Genomic DNA, 23,440 nt, shown 5'->3' with positions numbered 1-23,440 from the left:
TCAGAAGGCGATTTCGACATCGGTCAAGGGACGGCTCGAACACGCGAGAATCCAGCCTTGCGCTTCTTCGGCCGCGGAAATTCCGCCTGCATGTTTCATCGCGACTTCGCCCGAAAGGTGGCGCACTTTGCACGTGCCGCACAGGCCGCTCGCGCAACCGCACGGAATCACCACTTGCTGACGCGTGGCCGCGACGAGCAGCGTTTCGCCCGCGCGTACATCGAAGCGCCGGCCGTTCAGCCACGCGTTGAAAATGGCATCGCGCTGTTCGTCGGACGAAGGTGCGCCGCTCGTCGCGGCTTCGCTTTCCATCGGCTCGATCACGGGACCGAAATGCTCGATATGAAACGCCGCGCGGCGGGCGCCTTCGGCCGCATGAATCTGCCGCACGCTCTGCATGAAACCGGCCGGACCGCAGCAATAGACCGTGCGGCGTCCGAAGTCCGGCGCCATTGCCCAAAGCGCGCCGCGTGACATGCGCCCGCGCAGACCGAACCAGCCGGGTGCGGGCGCGCTCAGCCACACGTGTACTGTCAGGTTGGGCATACGCGCCTGAAGCGTCGCGAGTTCATCGGCAAAAAGAATGTCGTCCACGCCGCGCGCGCAATGAAGCCAGGCGATGTCGGCGTGCGGCGAGCGGCGCGCCAGCGTGCGCAGCATGGACATCAGCGGCGATGCGCCCGAGCCCGCCGACACTAGCGCGAGAGGCGTATTGGCCGATGCATCGAGTGTGAAGCGTCCGAGCGGATAGCGCGTGTCGATGCGCATGCCCGGCGCGAAGCGCTCATGCAGCCAGCGGGTGACGACGCCGCCGGACTGCGCCTTGATCGTCAGTTCGAGCGCGTCCGCTTCGAGCGGCGTCGAGGCGATAGAAAACGTGCGGTCGAAGCGCCGCCCCTCGATATCGAGCGTCAGCAGCATGGCCTGGCCCGGCGCGTAGCGGCGCGCGCCGTCGGGGTGCGGATCGCGCAGGCGAAAGGTCTTGACGCCCGGCGCTTCGTCACGCACGCCGATGCACTCGAGCGTGCGCGATGCGGGCGTGTCGCAGGCGAAGGCGAGGGTGCCGTCGAACGCCGTATCGGAAGATGTCGGCACATCAGCCATTCGACACCTTCAGCGCGATTGAGCGCTGCCCGTGTGCGCCGTCCAGATGTGACGCGAGCTTCCTTGCATACCAGTTCGTGAAGTTGCGCAGCATGAACTCGGACGGCGCATACGGTCCCGGCGCATAGCCGAGCGAGCCCACGCCCAGCTGATTGTTCGCCGCGAGCCGCGCGTCCTGCGCGTTGGTCGCGTTCCATACGGACGTGAGCGTATCGACGTCGTAATCGACGCCTTCGACGGCATCCTCGTGTACGAGCCACGTCGTGCGCAACACCGTGCGCGTGGCCGACAGCGGCAGAATGCGGAAGTGGATGATGTGGTCGGCGAGAAAATGATTCCAGTTGTTCGGCACGCGAAACATGCGCACCGAGCCGAGATCCGGATCGGTGAGTTCGCCGAGCAGCTTGCCGCACGCGGGCGATCCGTCCGGCGTGAAGGACACCGCGCCGCGATGAAACGGCAGCCGGATGCAGCGGAATTCGTCGCCGCCATCGGCGGGCAAATGCGGCAAGCCGTGACGGTCCCACTTCGCAGCCTGGGCTTCCATCAACAGACGGAAGTCGCGCGAGCCAGCGGGATCGTCGGGCAACGCGAATTCGACGAGCGTCGCGAGCAACTCTGGGTGATTGGCCGCGCAGTGATAGCACTCGCGATTGTTCTCGATGACGAGCTTCCAGTTGGCTTCCTCGATCATCGTCACGCTGGCCGCGACCTTGGTGCGCCACGGCTGATGCGGCGCAAGGTAGGGCGTGACCGCGTCGCGAAAGCGCGTGATGTCGGGCGGCGTCGCGGCGAGGCAGATATAGACCATGCCGCACACGATCTCGACATGCACGGCGCGCAAGCCGTAGCCCTCGCGCTCGAAGCCCGCCGGCATCTGCCGCGCATGCAGGAGCGCGCCGTCGAGGTCGTACACCCACTGGTGATACGGACAAGTAAGCCGATGCGCATGCCCTTTCTCTTCGAGACAGATGCGCGAGCCGCGATGCCGGCAGGTATTGAAGAACGCGCGGATTTCGCCGTCCATGTCGCGCAGCACGAGCACCGATGTCGCGCCGATTTCCAGCGTCAGATAATCGCCCGGTTCGCGCAGTTCGCAGCTGTTGCAGGCGAACAGCCACTCGTCGTTGAAGACGGCGTCGAGGTCGAGCCGATGAAAGGCTTCATCGGTATAGAAAGGCTGCGGCAGCGAGAAGTTGTCCTGGCGCTCGGCCAGGGCGGCGCGCACGCGCGTCGGGTCGATCATCGTCACACTCCCATGCGAACGATCAGTTGAATCGATTGTCGGTCGCGGATATGACCGGTGCGGGCAGACACACGACCAACGCGATCACGAAACCGACACGATGCCGCTTTCGAGTGCGTGGATGCCGCGGGCATCGCGCAGGGTCGGCAAGTCGAAGCGCGCGGCGCGCACGGCTTCGTAGTCGAGCGTCGCCACGACCAGTTCCTCACGTGCCGATTCGCTTTGCGCGAGCGTTTCGCCGCGCGGCCCGACGACGCGCGAGCCGCCCCAAAAGCGCAGGCCGTTTTCACGGCCGACGCGATTGGCGAACACGACAGGCAGACCGTAGACGAGTGCATGGGCGCGCAGCACCGTGTCCCAACCGCGCGGATTGTCGAAGGCGTCGCCCACGGCTTCGACTGCCGAACTCACCGGCGCCGCGCATAGCGTCGCGCCGTCGCAGGCAAGCCGATGCATCACCGCCGGGCTCCACAAATCCGCGCACACGGGCGTGGCGATCTGCCAGCGCGGATCGGCGGGCAGCGTGAACTGGTCGAGCCGCGCGCCGTGTCCGTAGTGCTTGCCGTCGTCGAGCCGGCCGTAAGTGGCGAGCGCGATCTTGCGATGCACGTGCACCACGCGTCCCGCGTACAGTGTCGCGACGCTGTTGTAGAACTGCGCGCCCGCTGCTTCCTCGACGAAGCCAACCACGGCGGCAAGCGGCGAGCACGCTTCAGCCAGCTCGAGGAGCGCGGCGGCGTTACGCGGCAAGGCGAGCCTCAAGGCATCGGCGCCCGCACTGTGACCGGCAAGCGACAACTCGGGAAACACGAGCAACTGAACGCCGCGCCCGCGTGCTTCGTCGATAAACCGGCGATGCGCCGCCAGATTCGCGGCCAGATCGCCCGCGACGGTTTCGGTTTGCGCGGCGGCGACGATAAAAGGCTTCATCGGACGCGCGTCAGATCAGTCCGGCGGACTTGAGGAAAGTAGCCGACACCTCGTCGAGCGACTTCTTCTGGACGTCGACCTCGGCGTTGAGTCGCGCCATCGTTGCGTCGTCGAGTTTGGCCGACAGCGCGTTCAGGATGCCCGCGAGATTCGGATTCGCGTCGAGCGTCGCCTTGCGTGCGACCGGCGTAAGCGCGTAGGCGGGGAAGAAACTCTTGTCGTCACGCAGCACGATGAAGTTGAAAGCGGGCACGCGGCCATCGGTCGTGAAAACGAGCGCGGTGTCCACCTGACGGTCCTTCAGCGCTTGATAGGTGAGACCCGAATCCATCCGCTTGATCTGCGACGGACCGAAGCTGAAGCCGTATTCTTTTTGCAGCGGACGCAGGCCGTCCGGGCGCGCATAGAACTCGGAGTTACACGCGAAGGTCAGTTCCTTGCCGCTGTTGAGCACCTTGGCGAGGTCGCTCATGGTCGTGACGCCGAGCTTCTGCGCGACATCGCGGTTCATGGCGATGCCGTAGGTATCGTTCGCCTTCGACGGGTCGAGCCACACGAGGCCTTTCTGGGCATCCAGTTCCTTGACGCGCGCATAAGTTTGCTGCGGGTCGAGCTTGTCGGTCACCTTGTTGTAGGTGATGAGCGAAGTGCCGGTGTATTCCCAGTACACGTCCACCTGACCGTTTTCCTGCGCCTGACGCAGCACCGTGCTGCCCATGCCGTCTTTCTTGACGACCGTGAAACCCTTCGCCTTGAGCAATTGCGTGGTCATTTCCGCCAGCAGCACTTGTTCGGTGAAGTTCTTGCCGCCGACCGTGACAGTTGGCGCAGCCTGCGCGGCCTGCATCGCCATCGTTCCGAGGGCAAGCGTGAACAGGGATGCGCCGAAAAGACGCGACCACAGTTTGCGTGACAGCAAAGGCTTGAGCATGAGCTTCGTTATCCAGGAAAGTTCAGCGTTGAGGACTGACGCCGCGCGGCACGAGCCAGTGCTGCATCTGCGCGACGAACAGGTCGGTTGCCACCGCGAGCAGGGCGGTCGGGATGGCGCCGGCAAGCAGCATCGTGAAATCGTTGAGGTCGATGCCCGTGAAAATAAGCTCGCCGAGACCGCCGCCGCCGACGAGGAACGCGAGCGGTGCGGTGCCGACTGTGATGGCGAGCGCGGTGCGCACGCCCGCGAGAATCACGAACATGGCGTTGGGCAATTCCACCTTGAAGAGAATCTGCCGTTGCGTCATGCCGATGCCGTTCGCGGCCTCGATCAGCGCGGGCGGCACGGCGCGTATGCCTTCGTATGTATTCATCGCGATGGGCAGCAGCGTGGCGAGCCATAGCGCAAGAATCGCGGGCTTCGCGCCGATGCCGAGCACGCTCATGGCGAGCGCGAGAATGGCGAGCTTGGGCACGGCCTGGCCCGCGTTGAGCGTGAACATCACGAACTGCGCGGCCCGGCCGTTGTCGGGGCGACTCAGCCAGATGCCCGCGGGCACCGCGACCACGATAGCCGCGACGCCCGCGATCAGCACCATCAGCATCTGCTGGCCGGACTGATAGACGATGTCCGCGCGGTACTGCCCGATCGATGCGAGCCAGTCGTCTGCATGCGCCGATGCGCTGGCCAACGCCATCATCGCGCCTAACGCAATACGCGAACCGTCGCGTCGATGGTTCATCGCGCGCCTCCGAAAGCGAGTTCGGGATGCGCCCCGTCATCGCGCGATGCATCGCCCGCTTTCGCCGCGTCGCCAGCGGACGAGGCCAGGCCGCCTTCGGGCAATGCCGCGCCGGACACGCACGCCGCGCGCGCCATCAGCGCGATGCGTTCATACGTCACGTAGCCGATGAAGCGTCCGTCCGCGTCGACGCCCGGCAGCCACGACGCGCCGTGCGCGAGCAGCATCGACATGACCGCGCGCAGGTCGTCGCCCGCGCGCACCACGCCCGGCAACGCGCGCAGACTCGGCGCTTCGAGCGTGGCGCCGCTGGCGTCGAGTTCGGCCGCGCCGACGTGGCCGGCCGGTCTGCCGTGGGCGTCGAGCACGACCAGTGCGTCGGCCACGTGATCGCGCAAGAGCGCGCGGGCATCGGCGCTCGGGTAGCCGAGCCGCGCGACGCGCGCCGGTTCCAGCGCCGCATCGACGGCGCGCATCAGGCGCAGACGCTTGAGCGCCCGGTCAGTGCCCACGAAATCGGCGATGAACGCGCTCGCGGGACGCGCCAGCAGTTCATCCGGGCTCGCCAGTTGTTCGAGCTTGCCGTTGCGGAAGATCGCGACCTTGTCGCCCATTTTCATGGCTTCGTCGATGTCGTGGCTGACGAACATCACGGTCTTCTTCAGGGTCGTCTGAATATGGCGGAATTCGTCCTGAATCGACGCGCGATTGATCGGATCGATGGCGCCGAACGGTTCGTCCATCAGCATCACCGGCGGATCGGCGGCGAGCGCGCGCGCCACGCCCACGCGCTGCTGTTGCCCGCCCGACAGGTCGCGCGGATAACATCGCATGTAGACGGCCGGATCGAGCGTGACCATCTCCAACAGCTTTTCGGTGCGCTCGCGGATGCGCGTTTTGTCCCAGCCGAGCATCTTCGGCACGATGCCGATGTTCTCGGCGACCGTCATGTTCGGGAACAGGCCGACTTGCTGAATCGCATAGCCGATGCGCCGCCGCAACTCGACAATATCGAAGCCCGCCGTATCCGCGCCGCCGATCAGAATCTGCCCTGACGTGGGCTGCACGAGCCGGTTGATCATCTTGAGCGTCGTCGTCTTGCCGCAACCGGACGGCCCGAGCAGCACGCAGAGTTCGCCTTCGCCGATCGTCATCGACACGTCGTCGACGACCGGCTTTTCGCCGCGCTTTTCGAATCGCTTCGTCAGGTGTCGAAGATCGATCATCGGTCCTCCGCTGTGGATGAAATCGGCGTCGCGGCCGTCGCGGCCGTCGCGGCCGTCACCAGCGGCCCGCGCGTCGCGTTGCGGCGCCAGAAGAAGCGCGCCTGGCGCGGCCGCATGCCTTCCGGCGTCAGGCGCCATTGCAGCGCGCCCAGGCCGAGGTCGGCGAGGATCGCGAGCAGCGCGACGATCACCGCGCCCGCGATCAACTGGCGCGGATCGGATTGCGAAATGCCCCGGCTGATCAGCCGCCCGAGCCCGCCCGCGCCGATATACGTGGCAATCGCCGCAATGCCTATATTCATGACCACCGCCATGCGTACGCCCGCCATGATGATCGGCACGGCAATCGGCATCTCCACGCGGTAGAGCCGCTGCCACGCGGTCATCCCCATGCCGTTGGCGGCTTCGCGCAGCGCGGGATCGAGGTTGCGGATCGCGGCGTAGGTGTTGCGCACGATCGGCAATTGCGCATACAGAAAGAGTGCGATGGCGGCAGGCAGAAAGCCGATGCCCTGTCCGATCAGCGAGAGCACCGGAATCAGCAAGCCGAAGAGCGCGATGGATGGGATCGTCATGAGCATCGCGGCGGCGTACAACACCACGCGCGCGAGCCGCTCGTTGAGCGTGATGACGATGCCGAGCGCGACGCCCGTCACGATGGCGCAGCCGACGCCGGCAAGCACCAGCAACACGTGATCGACCAGCATGGAAGCGATCGACGCCGCGTTGCTCCAGATAAAAACCAGTGTCTGCACTGCAGCCTCCCGCGCCTCGATGCCCGTGACGAATGAATGTACCGGTCCAAAATCGCCGGAACCGGCACAAACTCGACGTCTACTGTCATCAATGCGACACGGGCCCCGATCTCGACAAACGACGCACGATCTTTTTGCATAAGGCAAACTTATGGCCCATGCGGGCGTTTGCGCGAGACGCGCGGCTTCCAGCCCAGTGCGTGCAACATGAGCGCCGCACGGCGGGACTTGGCCGGGCGCGTGCCTGCAAACCACGGAAACGCGATGAAACGCACCCCACCACCTATCGATCTACGCGCATTGCAGGCCTTCGTCGCCGTTTGCGAGACCGGTTCGATGACGGCAGCCGCGAAACATCTGGGCGTGAGCCAGAGCGCGGTGAGCCAGTCGATTGCGTCGCTCGAGCGCGAGCAGGGCGCTGGCTTGTTCGATCGCGACAGCCGCCCGCCGCGTCCGAATCTGGCGGGACGCGCGCTGCTCGAACTTGCCGGGCCGCTGCTCGACCATGCGCAAATGGTAAGCACGCGCATCGGCGATGCGTCGCTGGCGGGAGCGCTGCCTCTGCGGCTCGGCTGCGTCGATTCCTTCGCGGCGACGGTCGGCCCCGAACTCATTCGCGCGATGTCCGGTTCCGCGCGGCAGATTGCCTTGTGGTCGGGACTCACGCCGGGCCTGTCCGACCAGATGCACGCGCGCGAGGTCGATATCGCGGTCTGTACGCAGACGGTGCTAAACGACAGCCGTATCGTCGAAATGCCGTTGTTTTCGGAAGCGTTCGTGGCCGTCGTGTCGCGACGCTGGCTCGATGAGCGCCAAGGAGCGTCGTCATGGCGGCAGCTTGCAACGGAACTGCCGTTGATCCGTTATACGGCGCGCTCGGTGATCGGCCAGCAGGTGGAGCGCTTCGCGCGGCATCTGGGTATCGAAAGTCCGCGCCGCTACGAGTTCGATGCGACCGATCCGCTCCTGAGCCTCGTCGCCGCGAAACTCGGCTTCGCCATCTCGACACCGCTGTGTCTCTGGCAAGCGCGGCATTATCTGGATGAAATCGCGGTGCTGTCTCTTCCCGCGAGCCGGCTTGGGCGACGCGAGTTCTTTCTGCTGCATCGACAAGGCGAATGGAGCGATTTCGTCGATGAGATCGCCGTGCTCACACGCCGCGTGCTCGACCATCTGATTCGTCCCGCGCTCAAGCGTGCCTTGCCGACATTGCGGGACGACGCGTTGCTTTGAATGTACTGCTCTCAACCTCGATTACCCTTCGCTACTCACGCCATGAACGAAATCTTCACCCTGACTCGCGGCGATGCGCCGCTCCTTCTGTCGATTCCGCACCTCGGCACGATCATCCCCGACGACCTGCGCGGCCAATACACGGACATTGCGCTGACGGTCGCCGATACCGACTGGCATCTCGACCGCCTCTACGCGTTCGCGCGTGAACTCGGCGCGACCGTGCTCGGCGCGCGCCTGTCGCGTTATGTGATCGACCTGAACCGGCCGTCTTCGGACGAAAGCCTCTATCCGGGGCAGACCACGACGGGCTTGTGCCCGGACCTGACGTTTCGCGGCGAGCCGGTTTATCGCGAAGGCTGCGTGCCCGACGCCGCCGAAAGGCAGCGCCGCGTCGCGGCTTACTGGAAGCCGTATCACGACACCATCGCCGGCGAACTCGCGCGCCTGCGCGAGAAGCATGCAAACGTGCTGTTGTGGGAAGCGCATTCGATCGCAAGCGTATTGCCGCGTCTGTTCGAGGGCAAGCTGCCGGATCTAAACATCGGTACGCAGGACGGGCGGACGGCAGCGCCGCCGGTGTTGCAGGCGGTCGCCGACGGGGCTGCGGAGAGCGGCTATACGTGGATTGCCAATGGCCGCTTCAAGGGCGGTTTCATCACGCGGCACTTCGGCGCGCCGGAGAAGGGCGTTCATGCCGTGCAGCTGGAGATGTGTCAGAGCACGTATATGGACGAGACGCCTCCGTTCGACTATGCGCCAGGGCGTGCCGATGCCGTACAGGCCGTGGTCGAGCGGATGGTTCGGGGGGCCGTGAAAGCGGTGGCTGGGATGTCGTCAACGACTGGTGGATGACGAACTCGTTGGAGCATCGAGCGGGCATGCGTGAACACAAGAGCCCAGCAGCCTTCAAGGCCGCCGGGCTTATTTCCAGTCATTGGATTGCCATTGCGGTCGCCTTTACAGATTGTTCGGTTTTCGCCGTGGCTTCGGGGTTGAGCGCTTGCGGTGCGATGTCGAGCCTTACGTGGTCGAGTTGAAACACTGACATCGCTACGCGTGCTGCAAATAGTCACGCGCGGCTTCGGGGTTGAGCGTCAGCGTTTCGCACCTCCAGCCGCGTCGCCTTCACTATGTCGCTCGCGGGGTCGTCCGGCGCGAATCAGGTCCGACGGCACGCGCAGATAAGGCGCGACGTGCGAAAAGAACCTGTACTACCCATCGCATGGACGATTCAGACCGGCTTCGCCGTCGCGCGTCACGGCGAAGCAAATGAGATTCTTTTTTTCTAGGGTGCTTGCCGAAGTTCTGGTGTGTGCCACTGATCATTTAGAAGCTCAGGCTTGGGCCAGTAATACCGCATTGTCACCATGAAAGGGCCGGCCGGCGAGGGTAGCCAATTTGCCTCCTTGGCCTTGCCGGGTGATGTGCTTTGGACGTAGATCGTCGTACCACCATCGCGATCGGTTTTCAACGAAGGCAGCATCGGAGAATTGATCAAGTAGCGATTGATGGAGTTCTTCACCAGCAACTGGCTTGGCAAGGCATACATGGTCATCGACCAGAACGCATTGACGGGTGGCAGTTGGCCTTTCTCGAAGTGCAACGTGTACCGATGCTTGCTGCCGTCAAGTGGCTGGCCGCTCGAATCCTTTTCGAGGATCGGATAGAGCGCCTCTTCCCGCGAGTTCGCGCCGATCCCAACCTGCGTACCTGTAGCCCGTGCAACATAGTCGTTCTTCAGGTACGCGCGTGTTCCGAATAACGTGTCAGTCTTCCCACCAAGGGACGCGCGCTTTAAGTCGATCTCTTTCTGACCGTCTTCCATTCCGGAGAGCAACGCCGCTTTCTGTTCCTCGGAAAGCGCGCCGACGTCGAACGGTCGTCCCGGAACGATTCCAATCGTCGTGAACCGGCTTCGCAAGTCGCTCTCCGTTGGGTTGACTGGCGTGAACTGCAAGGCGAACGCGAGCTGGTTGAAGAACTCGAGCGACGTGTGCTGCATGTCAGGTCGTAATGGCTTGATCCATTGAATCGAGGGTGCCGAGGGCGGGGCCGCGCTACCAGCAAACGAAGAAAGAGTTTGCACCCGATAGCCTTCCTGGATTGTCTTGACGTTATCGAGATCGCCTGGGTTGAAGAGCTGGGTGCGGCCAACGACATTAACGAGCTCGGTTTCTGAGCGGATAACCTGCGTGATACCGGGCGGCGGCGCTTCCTTCCAGTTGGGTCCGGCAATCAAGAAATTGCCCCCACCATTACCAGTGGTGCGAGTGCCGACATAGGCAAAGTTGAAGGTATAAAGGTCCATCAGTTGGAACACGAAATAGCGTTTCGGCTCCATTGGCGGGATCGTGATGACAACCGGCTCGGCGCGAAGGTCGAGGCCGGCGAACGAGTAAGGTGTGTCCGAGTTCGGTGTGACGAAGGCAGTGTCGTCCGGCGTGAAAACCCGAGAGATATTCAGGATGGTGTTGAAAGGACCTTTGTACTGCGGGTTGCTTGAATCGATCGAGAACGCGTACATCGTCGTGTAGGTCGCGACCATGGGTGTTCCATAGATATACGCTTCCTTGGCGACGGCTCGAATTTCATTCGTACTGGCAGTAATCGCAAGCTTCGTTGGCGGCTGGGACGAATTGATCGAGTGAGTCGTGTCGCAGGCGGTTAGTGTCACTGCAATCAGTGCGGCCGCGATGGCTCGTTTGTTGTTTGCAGTCGCGCTGCGCCGTTGCAGCGCGCAGCACGACTCCATCGGCAAACTGGTCACGGCAGTCACAAGGGAGACGAGCTTACGTGCTCTTTTCATCGCGAAGCCCTTTTTCTTTGAAGTACGGTTCAATTCACAGCAGACGGCAACGTCGCTTACCTGAATGTCCTACTGAAATGTCGCGCTCACCGAGAGTTGTACGAGATTCGCTTCGGAAGACGGCTTACTTGAAATTCGTCGACCCGCCGAAGCGACGCTGACACTGGCGTGACTTACTGTGCCCGATCGTGTGACCATCGGGCCAATGCCGAGAGCGTGTCACTCGCACCGCAGTGGGCTTCTTCACAGCACGCTCCCATAGCGTTGATCAACCGTTCAATCAGTCGAATTCAACGCTTCTGCGGAACCGGAAATTTCCACGTTCCATCAAAGACCGACGGGTCTGGTCCGTAGATTCGCGCGATGACATCATAGGGGCCGTTTGGGGCTGGCAGCCAGTTCGATTCCTTGTCTGCTCCAGGCGAAGCGTGCTGTAGATAGATATCGAGCGAGCCATCGGCACCGTATTTGATGCCTTTGGTGCGGTCGCCGATCGAGTATCGCTTGATGGGATTCGCGACGAGGTGCCGGCCTGGCAAGTCGTACATTGTCATTGACCAGAAGAAGCGTGCAGGCGGCAGATCTTTCTTGTCGAAATGAACGACGTAAGGTTGCGAGCCCATCAATTGTTGGTGATCGGCACCCAGTCGAGTGCCGACATACACCGCCTCTTCCTTGGTGTTGCCGTAAATCCCCATCGCGGCAGCCACGGCGCGCGTCAGATAGTTTCCCTTAAGGTCGTCCCGCGTGCCGAAGAGATCATAGGAACTGGTCGTGTGCTTCATGGCATCGTCGAGCGAGGCTTTTCCATCCGCGACGCCCGCCACGATGCTCTGCTTCATGTCCGGCGACAAGGCAGATGCGTCGAAACGCCGGCCCGGCGCAATGCCAATCTTGGCGAAGCGCCGCATGAGTTCCGCTTCGGACGGTGCGGGCGGTTGCGTGAACTGCAGCAAGAAATTCAGATAGGCGATGAAGTCGATAGACGTTGCCTTCGCCTCGTTCCATACCGGAAAGTTGAGCTTAGGCGCTGCAGCGGGAGCATGATCGTGTTCAAAGGCAGAGAGCGGCGTGACCCGGTATCCTTTCTGCACGGCCTGCATGCTCTTAACGTCCTCAGGACCGTTCAGGGCGGTACGGCCGAGCGTTAAGATAAAGTTCGTCTCCGAACGAAACACCTTGTCAACACCCTTTGGCGTTTCGCCATGCCAGTTCGGCCCTGCAAAAAGATAATGACCCGCGCCATTGCCCGTGGTTCGCGAGCCGACATATGCAAAGTTGTACGTGAAAAGGTCGATCCACTGGAACACGTAGTAGCGCTCGTCAGGGACACGCGGCACGGTCAGCACCCAAGGTTCCCGTCGCAAATCGAGCCACGCCCAGGAATAAGGCGTGTCGTTGTTGGGCGTGACAATGTCCTTGTTCTCGGGACTATAGGGCTGCGAGTAATTGCGAAATTTGCCGAAGCCGCCTACATAGCTCTTCGACTTGGGGTCGACCGCTTGCTCATACATTGTTTTGTAATTGAACAGCATCGGGTAGGCGTAGATGAACGCATCCTTGGCGATGCCGCGCGCCTCCGTCGGACTAACCGTATCTTGCGAGTAAGCGCCGGGCGCGAGAAACGACAGGCTCAGCGCAATCGTCCCGAAACGAGTGATGACTCGATGCATGGCGTCTCGTCCTTTGACGTTGCCGTCTATCTTCCGAAAGTCATATTGAGTCCCGCGAAAATTTGCCAGCGCGGAACACCTGCGCCCGAGTGAGCAACGGAATATTGAGGTTCGACGAACGCGTTGTAGATAGTCGATCCGCCTTTCCACGCCTTTCCGGCACCCAGGCCAACAAGGATGTAGTAGCTGCCGTGCTGAAGATCGAAGGTCCAGATTCCCGTCGACCGGATATACCAACCATCGGGAAGATTGAAAATGCCGAACGGCTCCGCCGTCAACGACTGAACCGTCGGCCGGCTGCTCTGTCCGGCGAATGAATGCTGCCACTGAACCAACGCACCGATGAGCCGGGCTTTATTCGCGTTCACCACGACCGCCGCGAGCCCGGCCTGCCACTTGCCGCTTCCGAGGCTCGGGTCGGTCGCTGTCGGCATAGTGATGAGCGGGCCAATGCCGATCTGCGTCTGTCCCTGACTGAGCAGAAAAATGTCGAAGAGATTGATGTCGCCTAGTCCGGTGTTGTAGCCGCCGGTTGGATCTGGCCTCGTGCTGAGCGGTGCCGTCAATCGAAAAATTTCAGGCACCGGCACGATGCTGTTGGGACCGACGGGAACGGTTGGTCTCAGCAGGAAGTCGTTGGTATGTGCGTGCGCGCCATGTACGCTCGGCACGTAATAGTCTTGAATGTTGAACGACGCCGCGAGATTGAGCGGGTTGTTACTCTTGTTTGCGTCATCCGCGGAACTTTGGGCGCGCGACGCGTTACCGAAAAGCAGAAGCGAGGCCGCGACAATCGTGCTGATTGTGGATCGACATCCGGCCAGCAACGATCTCGTATATCGCTCACACATCAGCCGTCCTCACAAACAGCAGACACGTATCAGGGTCGTGCGCACACGCTGGAAGCGTTCCCCGGCACTGGGAAACGACCAGCGCCGCGACCGGTTTTGGTGGCCCTACAAATGATAGATAACATTGTTGGAAGGGCAACGTCAAGATGATTGCCACCCTACGACAAACGTCGTGCAAGCGATATTCCGGACGCGCGGCTTTATGCCGAAGCATTCGATCCTGCGCGTCCGCTCGCGACGCCTGCTGGCTTCAGAACGGATAACCCGGCGATCGCGGTGGCGCTCGCGGCGGCCGCAGTGGCGCTGAGGACGAATGGTTTCGCGTTCGATTCGACGCGCGGCGAAATGCTTCATGCGCTCGATGACAACACGAAAATCCTGCACTACGGCGGTTGCGATTCCAAAGTTTATTTCCATGGTGGCGTGTCCGTCGCACGACCTCGATAAGCACGGCCTGCTGCTCGATCGCGATGCACAGGGCAATCGAATCGGACGATCCGGCACCTCCGCGTTATCGCGATGGCACGAAGCGTTACGCGCGCAAGGAGCGGACGCGTTTTGCATTCACGGAACAGGATATCGATAAGTCGCCCGGGGTGGTCGAGACGGTTTTGGAAGGGCGTCGAAGCGGGCGCTTTTGAGATTGTGCTATGACACGATCGATGCTGAAGACCACGCGACGGCGGCGACGTAGCCTGCCGGCGCATCGAGCGCCGCGGCGCGAATATCGCCCGCCGCGCTCGATACGGCGAAGCGGCCCTCCAGACAAGGCAGCACCGAAAAGCTGGTGAGACCGACCTGTACGCTAACCAGGCCTTCGCCGCGTGCCTTCAACACCGCTTCCTTGCCGCTCCAGCAAGCGAAGAAGCTTGCGCTGCGAGCAAGTTCGGGCAGTGCATCGAGAGCGCGCCGGTCGGCATCGGCAAAAACGGCGGACTGCAGTTCGAGCCAGCCGAGCGAAGACCGCATCTCTTCGATATCCACGCCCACACGCCGCGATGCCGATAAGGCGATCATCCCATAAGCACCCGAATGCGAGACATTGAAATCCGGCGCGTGAGGCATTGCGAGAAAGGGGCGGCCATTCGCGTCGGTTTCGAGGACGAGGCCTGCGGGATCGGCATTCAGCGTGAGAGACAACACGTGTCGCAAGGCGGCGCGTACGGTGGCGAAGCGCGCGGCATCGGCCTGATGCCGATAGCGACTCGCGCGTGCGAGTTCTTGGGCGTTCAAGACGCCGGCGGCCGCTTCCATCAGCGACGCGGTTACGTCGATTTCAACTAGCCACATGTAGACGTCGTCAGGGACATCGCGATGGAGCGGAAGCTTCGATAAGCATGGTTTCTGCATGGACGATAGTTCGATGCGTGTTGCGATTCTGATGTTGACGATCCACAAAAGGTCGCTCTTTCTGCGTCACGTCGCTTCCAACAAACGGTATTGCGCAACGCTTCAAAGAGTCGACGACCGAAGCAGACGCGGCAGATCCGCAGCATCGGGGATGTGCCGTCGCATTTTGCTTGAATGTTTGCAGCTGCGCATGGGAGGGCGCGTTGACTATCGCCAGCTTTCATAGCTGGCGACAGAAAGAAGCAATGCTCCTAATGACGGTTGCCCCCACCCTAAGCGACATTATAAAAATAATGTCCAATCGACTAGACTTAGAAGACAAGTTTCTCGTGAATTACGTCGTATTTCGTGAGCCAGTGAGCCTGGCATTGTCCGCCTACATCTTCTCCGGCACAAATTGGATCGAGGCGCCCAAGTTCAAATGGATCATGAAGAACAACGAGCCCTCAGCATTGCCCTAAAGCATTCGACAGATCGGCGATCAAATCGTCAGGATGCTCCAGCCCCACCGACACACGAATGAGTCCTTCTGACACGCCCGCGGCGGCGCGTACTTCAACGGGAACACCAGAGTGTGTCGTCGATGCCGGGTGACAAATAAGCGACTCCGTGCCACCGAGACTCACGGCCGATTTAAACAAGCCGAGTCCGTTGATGAGCTTGAATGCTTGTTCGCGCCCGCCGTCGAGAACGAATGCGAATGTCGATCCCGGCCCGCTGCATTGACGTCGATACACCGTCTGATAAACCGGCTCGTCGATGAGTTCGGAATGCAGCACCTCGATCGGTGTGAAAGGGTTGTTTGCGAGCCATCGCGCGACGGCCGTGCCGCTCTGCGCTGCGCGCTCCATCCGCAAAACGAGGGTCTCCATCGAACGCGTGATCATCCAGCAGGAGTGCGGGTCGAGTTGTGATCCTAGCGTGCCGCGAATCGCGCGAACTCGCGTGATCAGAGGTTTGCTGCCGGTGACGCCTCCCGCAACGAGATCGCTATGCCCCCCGATGTACTTGGTCAGCGAATACACGCTCAGGTCGATGCCTTGATTTACCGGTTGCTGAAACAACGGCCCGAGCAAAGTGTTGTCGCATACGGAAAGAGGGCGATAGCCATGCCGCGATTCAAACGCATCGATTTCCTGACGCAGACCGTCGAGATCGAACAACGCGTTGGTCGGATTGGCCGGCGTTTCGACGTAACACATGCCGACACGGCCTTTCTTCGCTGCCGCTTCCAGTGCGGTGGAAATCGCTTCACGGGAAAGGCCATCGGCAATCACGTGCGAACGAATACCCCAGTCAGGAAGGAATTTAGAGATCAAAGTTTCGGTGCCGCCATAGAGCGGCGCGGACTGCACGACGCAATCGCCGGGTCGGAGGAACGCGAACAGGATCGCGGCAATCGCCGCCATGCCGCTAGACGTGACGGCGGCGGCTTCTGAGCCGTCCAGCAGCGCGAGACGATCCTCGACAATCTCGAGATTGGGGTGATTGAAACGACTGTAGACGAGACCGGCGCTCTCTCCATCGGGCGAAGGCTTGCGCCCGGCGACCATATCGAAAAACGCCGCACCGTCTTCGGCCGTGCGGAACGCGAAAGTCGATGTGAGAAACACGGGTGGCTTGACTGAACCCTCCGAAAGAAACGGGTCGTAACCATACGACATCATTTGCGTTTCGGGATGCAGATCCTGATTGGCGATCTTGCGCTTGTGATAGTTGTGATAGGCCATTCGTCACTCCATGCAGGTCAGGAAGAATCGGTTCCGGCTCACATCGATCGCGCAGGGTCGCATGCACAGTGCTCCGCTCTCGGCGCGTCGATGCTCGGCCATGCTACTCCCGTCTGGATCGTGTTTAAGCTCGCAGGTCTCCATTGCCATTCGAATGCGCCGGGTTTCGCGCGCCGTGAATCCGAGTCACGCAGCAACGTTCGAGCACTCCCATCATCAAGGCGTCTTCACGGTCATCAGAAACCGTCATCAACCTTATCAATAACTTTTGTTGGCGCTATGACAGGTTGGCGGTGGAAACTGCGCGTGTTGTCTAAGTCATTGAAAGTAAACGAATTTATTTGATTTAAAAGGAAACTGAGATGCTTGATCGCACGAGCGTTCGGGACGGGTCGGCACGTCTGTCGACAAAGAACTTCTCCGACGAACTAGAAGCATTAGCCCGATCCGCCATGTCGAGTGGAGCGCTCGATAACGACTTCTACTCTCTATGGACCCGTGAGCGCTTGAACGCACGGCAGATCGCAATCTTTGCGAGAAACTACGGCGAATTCAATCGCGCGTTCCCAGAAGTCTTGGCGGTGATGATAAGCAGCACGCGCAACGTGGTCGCGCAAGCGGAATACGCGAAGACGTTGTATTCGGAGATGGGATACGGCAATCCGGAGAAGGTCCACTCGATTCTCTTCGACGCTTGGTTGAGCGATCTCGGTCGCAAGATTGGAGAAGGTTCTCGTCTCGATTGGGCTTCGGTTCAACATGACTTGAAGGTTCTGCCGGAAACGCAGGCGCTCATCGAAGGAGAAAAGCGTCTTTATGGCGATGACAATGCAACTGCCGCTGGAGCACAACTGGCGCTCGAATGGCAGGCGTACACGATGCTCCGAAAACTCTATGATGGAGCTTTGGTCTACAAGGATTTATGGGAAGAAGAGGACGAGTTTCACGAGTCCTGCGAGTACTTTTACGCACACATCGGCGCTACAGAGAAAGAACACAAAGTCGAGTCCCTCAGCGCGGCGAAGCAATTCGTGTCGGACACAGACGCGCTCACGAGATTAACCGCAGGCTTCAACACGCACCTGCAACTTTTCGAGCGCTTTTGGAATGCGGTCGCCCGCGAGATGATGTCCGTTAAAAGCCACTGACCCGGCAGTTCTTCAAAAAGTCCCGCCCACGCTCGCGCGCTTATCGCAGCAAAGATTCTTGCGACAAGGGCGCTCGCGCAGCTCCATTCAAACGCTCGTTGCGGTCGAGTTTTCATGCTCGACTGCTGGCTCAACTCGGCCTAAACAATCGATGAATTCGCGAATAATTGGTAAGTCGCACTTTATTATGGCTCCGTGCGAACTCAACGCAGTTCTTGCCTTTACCGATGACAACAAGCACTACAGCGAGTTTCACTTCGGAGACTGGAAGAGCTTCGTCATTTGGAATCAAACAGGAAGCGACGACGATGGCGTCGTGCTAGAACGCGGGTCATCGGTCAGGCCGACATCACGCGGGAATCTTCTCCCTGCGCTCAACGATTGGATAAGCGCGACGTTCGACACGTCGTTGCTTCGACTTGCTCGAATTCATTCGCTTGGCGACGGCGTGTTGGTTCCCCACAGAGATTTTGTGGAATTCGCGGCTGCGCCATGGACTCGTGTGCATGTACCGTTACTGACGAATCGTATCTGTCTGCATTCCGATGGCGACACGGTCTTTCGCATGCGTCCAGACGAGATCTGGTTTCTCGATGCATCGAATCTGCATTCGGCCATCAATTACTCGGCTGGGCGCCGCTTGAATCTTTGTCTCGACTTTGATTTGGGTAAGCTGCCCATCGAGAGCGTCTTCAAAGCCCGTGCGGGTTCAACCGGGCGCGTCGCGAATCGGCCCGAAGTCGTGCAGCGAATGCCTCTGGGTGATTCATTCCAGGAAGAGCTTCGTTCACTCGCCGCCACGCTCACTCTTGCAAACTTTCATCAGGCGGTTGGGCTTTTATCGAAAGTCCATTTCTTTCGGCAAGCGCATATCGCCGAGTTCTTCGAGTGGCTGCCTTACGTAGCGGAACATTCGCGCGACGCCTCGTTGCGATCGAAGGCAGATCGCTATGTTCGTTTCCTCCGCGACAAACGCAGCGTTGGCGAGCGCTTCACGCTGCAAGACGAGGTGCGAATTGGCCTCGACGCGTGAAAGTTATCAGGTATTTCCGTGGTGGACAGCCAGGTTCTGGACCTGGTTGACAGGAAAGCCGGCGCCCGGACAAACACCTCTGTTCGAACCGACGCCGACGCTTTACGCCTTGAGTGCGGTGGCGACTTATGTGACGGGTCTCTTGCTTGCCGTCATTGCCTTCAGGACCGGAGGTCCGTGCTTCATTCTCGCGCTATTGTGCGGCTGGATCATGGCGGTGAATGGAGCGCGTCGCATGATCAGCACGGTCGCGCACCAGTGCATTCACGGTCGCTTTACAGGGGTAGCTTCTCGTGATCTTTTCATCGCCGATCTTCTCGCAGTAATGACGCTGACGCAGACCGCGAGTGACTATCGTGAAGAGCACTTCAACCAGCATCATCGGCCTGCTGTATTCACCACGATCAGTGATCCGGCTGGCGCCTTTTTATGGCGCGCTGGCTTTAAGTCTGGAATGTCGGTCAGGGCACTCTGGCTTAAGCTCTTCGTCACTCTGCTGTCGCCGCGATTCCACGCCTCGTTCTTCATGCATAGGCTCATGAGCCTGGTTCGAAATCTGCCACCGAAATTCAAGCCAATCGCTGTGGCTGGCGGTGCACTAGCGTGTTGGGGCGCAATTGAACTCTGCCCCGTAACAACGCTGGTTTTCGGCCTGCTGTTTCCAATCGTTGTTCTTTACCAAATAAGCGTGCTGCTTGAGTTTATCAGCGAGCACGCGTGGTTTGTGCCGGCGCAAAGGTGGGATCAGCCTAAGTACATTCATGCGACGCATTCGTGGGGGCGTTTTTGCGGACGAAGAACTCCTGAGCGGGACGAAAGGCATGTCGCGCTTTACGTTTTGTCCTGGATTGCATGGACCGTCGAACACGCGATTTACCATTTGCCAGTCCGTTTGTTTGTCATTCCCGGCGATCTATCGCAACACGATTTTCATCATCGAATGCCATCTACCTTGCGCTGGACTACCGCAACGTACGCACGAGAAGAAGACCTGAGATCGGGTGACTCACGTTGGCCTCCTTACCAGGAGTTCTGGGGTCTTCACAATGCGATCGCGCATGTCTTCAATGGAATGGCTAAGACAGCTTCGCATGTCGATGCCGGTACTTCAGACGCGGCGAGCGAAGCGGAAATCTGAAGCCGTATCAAGACGAGACCGCCGAAAAGCGTGTCGCGCCTAAAGGCTCACCGTACTGGCATCGAGACAAAGACGCATTTTTTGTCACCGCGCGTAGGCGAGTAGGCGCGATGAAGCCGTCAGCCCGGACATCCGAAGATGGCTTATCTCGGCTCGTCAGTCGATAATCGCCGGAGCAGTTAAAGACTGTATCGTGCTGACTTTGCGCTCGCACAGACGTGCCGCAAAATGCTTGCGGATGATTTCGGAGACGTTGCGAACGACCGGTGATACATCGGATCGGCGTGAATACAATTCAATCGCGGTCGGCTCCAACGTTGGAAAACCGTCCGAAGGTTCCAAAACCCGGTGATGCTCGGTCACGGCGCTCTCGATCATGATCGACACGGCACTGCCGGCTTCCACGGCAGCGAGAAGTCCCTCGTGATTCAAACTCGTGTAGGCAATGCGCCAATCTTTCTTTTTCGCGTCGAGCGCTGCGATTCCCGCGCGCCGATAAAGGCATCCGTCTGGAAACACCGCCAGCGGCACAGGCTTTTGCTGATAGACGTCGCTACCCTGTTTGCAGACCCACATCAAACGCTCATGTCCCAAGGGCACGCCGTCGGGGCGAGAGGGATATTTCGTCGCGATAACCAGGTCGATGTTTTCAGTCTCCATGGACTCAAGCATCTTCCAGCTATGGCCGCAGCGGATTTCCATTTCGATGTTGGGAAACGTCGTCCCAATCGCGCCGAGAATGGGCGGCAACAAGCACGACGCGAATGTTTCTGAAGTCGCGAGCGTGAGTTTGCCGGCCGCAAGGCTATGCTTGAGCGAGAGAAACGCGTCTTCATGCGCTTCGATCAGCCGTTGGGCGATTCCGACGAACCGCTCGCCAATCGAGGTTAGCGTTACGGCGACGGTGTCTCTTTCGAACAGGCGCTCGCCTATCGATTCTTCGAGACGCTTGATCTTCATACTCACAGCCGACTGAGTACGATGAAGACGCGCGGCCGCCTGCGTGAAGTTGCGCGTGTCCGCGACCGCAACGAACGCTCGGACAAGATCTAAATCAAAGTCTTGTGGCCTCACCTGGCCTTCTCCCTAAACAACGCGTGCGCCAAGTCGGCTACGGCGATTTCTCTCATGTCGATCAAACATCCAGTGCGCCTACGTGCTTAACCAAGTTCGAATCTGCACGGCCGCAGTAGTTGAGTCTGCTCCGTTCGACCTTGTAAACGCAAAATAACGAAAGTTATACTCAGTGGATTCAGGTATTTTACCTCGTAAAACCGCCCAGTCAGTTATAAAATTCACCGCCGCCTAGTTTTAGTATGATTAATAATTTAGTTCTTACCTGCTTGATACGGACCTTCACCTGATGCAACCCGTCAGGCGCTTCTATCGCCGTAGATCGCACGGTGGCGCCTAAACGAAAACCGCGAAAATCGAGGCATCCTCAAAGGTTAGCTCCATCATATTATCAACGCCAAAAATGGTGGGGCGTCGTCAAGGTTATATTCAGCAATTTTGGCCTTTGAATAAGGCAAAGCTTCTTGATGAGCGGTTGCTCAGTGTTGATGAACGGGAGCGATCCAGCGATGGCCATCTGTAAAGGGCGTAGTATGGCAGCATCGATCTTTGTAAAGTAAAGGCTCGAAGCTTATTTAAGAGCTGCTATTGATCCTTGCATCGACTTAAAAAGAAGGAAGATTGGCCAATAGCTTTATTTGAGGGCGCCGCAGATCCAAATCGGTAACAAGTCGAGCGTCAATCTATAGCTTAAATGCGTATGAGCCGTCCAATCGCGGTTAAAAGCGACGAGTTCATATGAATAATCGAAGCGGGCAAATCGACGAATTCAGCAGCATCGAGAAAACACACTAGCACCGCGCGCCGACGAAGCCTGCAAGTGCGGAAAAGAGAGGAACAGAAGGTTGTTCACGGACGCCGAAATGCGCGAGTCACGATAAACGAAGAAGGGAAGCTAAGATTGATTCCTGCGCCCCGGCCGGCTTGGCGACCGACCGGGGCGCAGGGCAGACAAGGCTCTGCTTGCTTATCGACTGCTCTCTCAGGTCCCTCACGCGCAAACGAGATAAGCGATACGCTGTCGCTCCAGTCGCTCCCTCCGACTTCAACGAATCTGGGAACGCTCACGCAAGGCGAACGCTACGCGTCACAACATACGCCCGCGCAAAAGGCGAAACGTCTTGTGACAAATTTTCGTATGCGTGCTTTCTAACGGCCAATTCATAAACTTCATTAGGCATATCAGCGACGCGAATGAGTCATCGGAGACCGTTCACGTAGGCCGTCCGAGGTGCCTTTACTTCCGGCCGAACTCATCTCTATGGTGAATGGCCGCCATCAGGATAATTCGTTGGGCGGTATTAAAAGAAGTCTGTAGATTTCAGGTAATTTAGCAGGGAAGGGCAATGAAAGAGCGTCGCGGAATCTTGGAACTTGTCTTTGCCATGCTTCTTTCGGGAAGCATCGGCATTTTCGTCGTTTCCTCGAATCAGCCACCCGCGAACGTCGTTTTCTTCAGATGTATTATCGCCTTCATTTGCCTGATTCCGTATTGCGCTGCCCGTGGCCTTATCCGCCGAGAGTATTTTCAAGTCCGGCTGCTTTTGCCCATCATCGTCTCGGGGATCTTTCTCGTTCTAAATTGGTTGCTGCTGTTCAAAGCGTATCCGCTTATCGACATCGGGCTGGCTACGGTCATTTACCACGTCAACCCGTTCCTGGTGATTTTGGGCGGCGCCGTGGTCCTCCGGCAAGCGGTAAGCCGGAACGACATCTTATGGTCGGCCGTGGCGTTCGCCGGTTTGGTCTGCCTGGTCGGGGCCGCCAATGGCGCTCTAATGCTGGGCTCGAACGTGTTTGCCGGCGTCGTTCTGACGCTCTCAGCCTCCGCGCTGTACGCCGGCACAGTGTTGTTGTCTAAGGCTTCCGCGGGCGTTCCTCCCGCTGTCGTCGTCCTGGTGCAGACAGCGGTGGGCTCGCTGTTACTCGCTCCGCTCGCCGATTTCTCGGTTTTGCCGACGAGCACAAGCGAATGGGCTTGCCTCGCGACCCTCGGCGTCGTTCACACGTTTTTTCTTTACTGCCTGGTGTTCTCCGCGTATCAGAAACTCAGCGTCAAGGCGATCGCAATACTTTCGTTCATCTACCCGCTGTCCGCCGCTGCATTCGACTACCTCGTCTACGGCCACAAATTCAGCATGGGTCAATGGCTCGGCGCGGGACTGGTGCTGCTGGGTATTCTCGGCGTCAAAACGGGATGGGCGCCGATCAAACTGCGGCGCGCGATAGCCCAGTAAGTTGGTTGCCCATCGCGTTTTCCAATGCAGCGCACTCCTTCCCGCGACGATAGAACGATGAAACGCATCCGCGCGGAATAACGTCGACAACGAGATTCATCGACCCATCTGCTTCAAATCCCACATCGATGTTCACGTACATCAGCCCGCAGCGACAGCGTTGATCATCGAAATCCGTCCCGCCAGCGATGAAGCCGTCGACTGAGAAATCAGCGTAAGGCTCACCG

20 protein-coding genes are annotated in these 23,440 nt (G+C 59.7%); 7 read left to right on the top strand and 13 right to left on the bottom strand.

Going from position 1 to position 23,440, the window contains the following annotated elements; all coding sequences use genetic code 11:
* The 7 genes from NCT03_RS31510 to NCT03_RS31480 all read right to left on the bottom strand — a co-directional run bounded on the left by NCT03_RS31510 (nt 1) and on the right by NCT03_RS31480 (nt 6,889).
* Nucleotides 1-1,104: an FAD-binding oxidoreductase gene (locus tag NCT03_RS31510; protein ID WP_250495301.1), complete on the bottom strand. Its 1,104-nt coding sequence runs from the start codon at nt 1,102-1,104 to the stop codon at nt 1-3.
* On the bottom strand, nt 1,097-2,350 hold the full coding sequence (locus NCT03_RS31505) for an aromatic ring-hydroxylating oxygenase subunit alpha (RefSeq protein ID WP_250495300.1): 1,254 nt from the start codon (nt 2,348-2,350) through the stop codon (nt 1,097-1,099). The genes NCT03_RS31510 and NCT03_RS31505 overlap by 8 nt, the downstream gene beginning before the upstream one ends.
* 84 nt (nt 2,351-2,434) lie before the next feature.
* Nucleotides 2,435-3,280 (bottom strand): nitrilase-related carbon-nitrogen hydrolase, encoded by an 846-nt coding sequence (locus tag NCT03_RS31500; RefSeq protein ID WP_250469915.1) that lies wholly within the window; start codon nt 3,278-3,280, stop codon nt 2,435-2,437.
* A gap of 10 nt (nt 3,281-3,290) precedes the next feature.
* Nucleotides 3,291-4,133 (bottom strand): glycine betaine ABC transporter substrate-binding protein, encoded by an 843-nt coding sequence (locus tag NCT03_RS31495; protein ID WP_502800449.1) that lies wholly within the window; start codon nt 4,131-4,133, stop codon nt 3,291-3,293.
* Nucleotides 4,134-4,233: 100 nt separating this feature from the next.
* Complete coding sequence (locus NCT03_RS31490) at nt 4,234-4,956, bottom strand: ABC transporter permease (RefSeq protein WP_250495298.1); 723 nt, start codon at nt 4,954-4,956, stop codon at nt 4,234-4,236.
* Nucleotides 4,953-6,182: an ABC transporter ATP-binding protein gene (locus NCT03_RS31485; RefSeq protein WP_250495297.1), complete on the bottom strand. Its 1,230-nt coding sequence runs from the start codon at nt 6,180-6,182 to the stop codon at nt 4,953-4,955. The genes NCT03_RS31490 and NCT03_RS31485 overlap by 4 nt, the downstream gene beginning before the upstream one ends.
* Nucleotides 6,179-6,889, bottom strand: coding sequence for an ABC transporter permease (locus tag NCT03_RS31480; protein ID WP_284503550.1), 711 nt, complete (start codon nt 6,887-6,889; stop codon nt 6,179-6,181). Before NCT03_RS31480 ends, NCT03_RS31485 begins: the two co-directional genes overlap by 4 nt.
* A gap of 312 nt (nt 6,890-7,201) precedes the next feature.
* On the opposite strand from NCT03_RS31480, the gene NCT03_RS31475 reads away from it, so the two are divergent.
* Together NCT03_RS31475 and hutG are read left to right on the top strand one after the other, a co-directional pair.
* Nucleotides 7,202-8,170 (top strand): LysR family transcriptional regulator, encoded by a 969-nt coding sequence (locus NCT03_RS31475; protein WP_250495295.1) that lies wholly within the window; start codon nt 7,202-7,204, stop codon nt 8,168-8,170.
* Nucleotides 8,171-8,212: 42 nt separating this feature from the next.
* A complete protein-coding gene (gene hutG / locus NCT03_RS31470) occupies nt 8,213-9,025 on the top strand; it encodes an N-formylglutamate deformylase (RefSeq protein ID WP_250495294.1) in 813 nt (270 codons plus the stop codon).
* 433 nt (nt 9,026-9,458) lie between these two features.
* On the opposite strand, the gene NCT03_RS31465 is transcribed toward hutG, so the two are convergent.
* From NCT03_RS31465 to NCT03_RS31455, 3 genes are all read right to left on the bottom strand, one after another.
* Nucleotides 9,459-10,979 carry a DUF1254 domain-containing protein gene (locus NCT03_RS31465; RefSeq protein WP_250495293.1) on the bottom strand — a complete coding sequence of 507 codons (1,521 nt, stop codon included), beginning with the start codon at nt 10,977-10,979 and terminating at the stop codon, nt 9,459-9,461.
* 290 nt (nt 10,980-11,269) lie between these two features.
* Nucleotides 11,270-12,652, bottom strand: coding sequence for a DUF1254 domain-containing protein (locus NCT03_RS31460; RefSeq protein WP_250495292.1), 1,383 nt, complete (start codon nt 12,650-12,652; stop codon nt 11,270-11,272).
* 26 nt (nt 12,653-12,678) lie between these two features.
* Entirely contained in the window at nt 12,679-13,323 is a 645-nt protein-coding gene (locus tag NCT03_RS31455) for a hypothetical protein (RefSeq protein ID WP_250495291.1), read from the bottom strand.
* 330 nt (nt 13,324-13,653) lie between these two features.
* Between NCT03_RS31455 and NCT03_RS31450 the strand changes: the two genes are divergently transcribed.
* Complete coding sequence (locus tag NCT03_RS31450) at nt 13,654-13,950, top strand: hypothetical protein (protein WP_250495290.1); 297 nt, start codon at nt 13,654-13,656, stop codon at nt 13,948-13,950.
* Nucleotides 13,951-14,151: 201 nt separating this feature from the next.
* Here NCT03_RS31450 and NCT03_RS31445 read toward each other — a convergent pair whose 3' ends face one another.
* A complete protein-coding gene (locus NCT03_RS31445) occupies nt 14,152-14,793 on the bottom strand; it encodes a 4'-phosphopantetheinyl transferase family protein (protein ID WP_250495289.1) in 642 nt (213 codons plus the stop codon).
* Between the two features lie 506 nt (nt 14,794-15,299).
* Entirely contained in the window at nt 15,300-16,583 is a 1,284-nt protein-coding gene (locus NCT03_RS31440) for a cystathionine gamma-synthase family protein (protein ID WP_250495288.1), read from the bottom strand.
* Nucleotides 16,584-16,945: 362 nt separating this feature from the next.
* Between NCT03_RS31440 and NCT03_RS31435 the strand changes: the two genes are divergently transcribed.
* The 3 genes from NCT03_RS31435 to NCT03_RS31425 all read left to right on the top strand — a co-directional run bounded on the left by NCT03_RS31435 (nt 16,946) and on the right by NCT03_RS31425 (nt 19,902).
* Entirely contained in the window at nt 16,946-17,731 is a 786-nt protein-coding gene (locus tag NCT03_RS31435; protein WP_244831408.1) for an iron-containing redox enzyme family protein, read from the top strand.
* Between the two features lie 151 nt (nt 17,732-17,882).
* Nucleotides 17,883-18,764 (top strand): aspartyl/asparaginyl beta-hydroxylase domain-containing protein, encoded by an 882-nt coding sequence (locus NCT03_RS31430; protein WP_250495287.1) that lies wholly within the window; start codon nt 17,883-17,885, stop codon nt 18,762-18,764.
* Nucleotides 18,748-19,902 (top strand): fatty acid desaturase, encoded by a 1,155-nt coding sequence (locus tag NCT03_RS31425; RefSeq protein WP_250495286.1) that lies wholly within the window; start codon nt 18,748-18,750, stop codon nt 19,900-19,902. The genes NCT03_RS31430 and NCT03_RS31425 overlap by 17 nt, the downstream gene beginning before the upstream one ends.
* 156 nt (nt 19,903-20,058) lie before the next feature.
* On the opposite strand, the gene NCT03_RS31420 is transcribed toward NCT03_RS31425, so the two are convergent.
* Nucleotides 20,059-20,976 carry a LysR family transcriptional regulator gene (locus tag NCT03_RS31420; RefSeq protein ID WP_250469903.1) on the bottom strand — a complete coding sequence of 306 codons (918 nt, stop codon included), beginning with the start codon at nt 20,974-20,976 and terminating at the stop codon, nt 20,059-20,061.
* Nucleotides 20,977-22,322: 1,346 nt separating this feature from the next.
* Between NCT03_RS31420 and NCT03_RS31415 the strand changes: the two genes are divergently transcribed.
* Nucleotides 22,323-23,213: a DMT family transporter gene (locus NCT03_RS31415; RefSeq protein WP_250495285.1), complete on the top strand. Its 891-nt coding sequence runs from the start codon at nt 22,323-22,325 to the stop codon at nt 23,211-23,213.
* Nucleotides 23,214-23,440: the final 227 nt, after the last annotated feature.

The sequence above is a fragment of the Caballeronia sp. GAWG1-1 genome (assembly GCF_023631465.1).
Taxonomy (GTDB): Bacteria; Pseudomonadota; Gammaproteobacteria; order Burkholderiales; family Burkholderiaceae; genus Caballeronia.
This window is presented reverse-complemented; position numbering and strand designations above follow the sequence as displayed.

What these genes read in the sequence shown, in the direction of transcription:
- NCT03_RS31510 (WP_250495301.1), bottom strand. Translation starts at nt 1,104, where the DNA reads ATGGCTGATGTGCCGACATCTTCCGATACGGCGTTCGACGGCACCCTC.
- NCT03_RS31505 (WP_250495300.1), bottom strand. Translation starts at nt 2,350, where the DNA reads ATGATCGACCCGACGCGCGTGCGCGCCGCCCTGGCCGAGCGCCAGGAC.
- NCT03_RS31500 (WP_250469915.1), bottom strand. Translation starts at nt 3,280, where the DNA reads ATGAAGCCTTTTATCGTCGCCGCCGCGCAAACCGAAACCGTCGCGGGC.
- NCT03_RS31495 (WP_502800449.1), bottom strand. Translation starts at nt 4,133, where the DNA reads ATGGCGATGCAGGCCGCGCAGGCTGCGCCAACTGTCACGGTCGGCGGC.
- NCT03_RS31490 (WP_250495298.1), bottom strand. Translation starts at nt 4,956, where the DNA reads ATGAACCATCGACGCGACGGTTCGCGTATTGCGTTAGGCGCGATGATG.
- NCT03_RS31485 (WP_250495297.1), bottom strand. Translation starts at nt 6,182, where the DNA reads ATGATCGATCTTCGACACCTGACGAAGCGATTCGAAAAGCGCGGCGAA.
- NCT03_RS31480 (WP_284503550.1), bottom strand. Translation starts at nt 6,889, where the DNA reads ATGCTGGTCGATCACGTGTTGCTGGTGCTTGCCGGCGTCGGCTGCGCC.
- NCT03_RS31475 (WP_250495295.1), top strand. Translation starts at nt 7,202, where the DNA reads ATGAAACGCACCCCACCACCTATCGATCTACGCGCATTGCAGGCCTTC.
- hutG (WP_250495294.1), top strand. Translation starts at nt 8,213, where the DNA reads ATGAACGAAATCTTCACCCTGACTCGCGGCGATGCGCCGCTCCTTCTG.
- NCT03_RS31465 (WP_250495293.1), bottom strand. Translation starts at nt 10,979, where the DNA reads ATGAAAAGAGCACGTAAGCTCGTCTCCCTTGTGACTGCCGTGACCAGT.
- NCT03_RS31460 (WP_250495292.1), bottom strand. Translation starts at nt 12,652, where the DNA reads ATGCATCGAGTCATCACTCGTTTCGGGACGATTGCGCTGAGCCTGTCG.
- NCT03_RS31445 (WP_250495289.1), bottom strand. Translation starts at nt 14,793, where the DNA reads ATGTGGCTAGTTGAAATCGACGTAACCGCGTCGCTGATGGAAGCGGCC.
- NCT03_RS31440 (WP_250495288.1), bottom strand. Translation starts at nt 16,583, where the DNA reads ATGGCCTATCACAACTATCACAAGCGCAAGATCGCCAATCAGGATCTG.
- NCT03_RS31435 (WP_244831408.1), top strand. Translation starts at nt 16,946, where the DNA reads ATGCTTGATCGCACGAGCGTTCGGGACGGGTCGGCACGTCTGTCGACA.
- NCT03_RS31430 (WP_250495287.1), top strand. Translation starts at nt 17,883, where the DNA reads ATGAATTCGCGAATAATTGGTAAGTCGCACTTTATTATGGCTCCGTGC.
- NCT03_RS31415 (WP_250495285.1), top strand. Translation starts at nt 22,323, where the DNA reads ATGAAAGAGCGTCGCGGAATCTTGGAACTTGTCTTTGCCATGCTTCTT.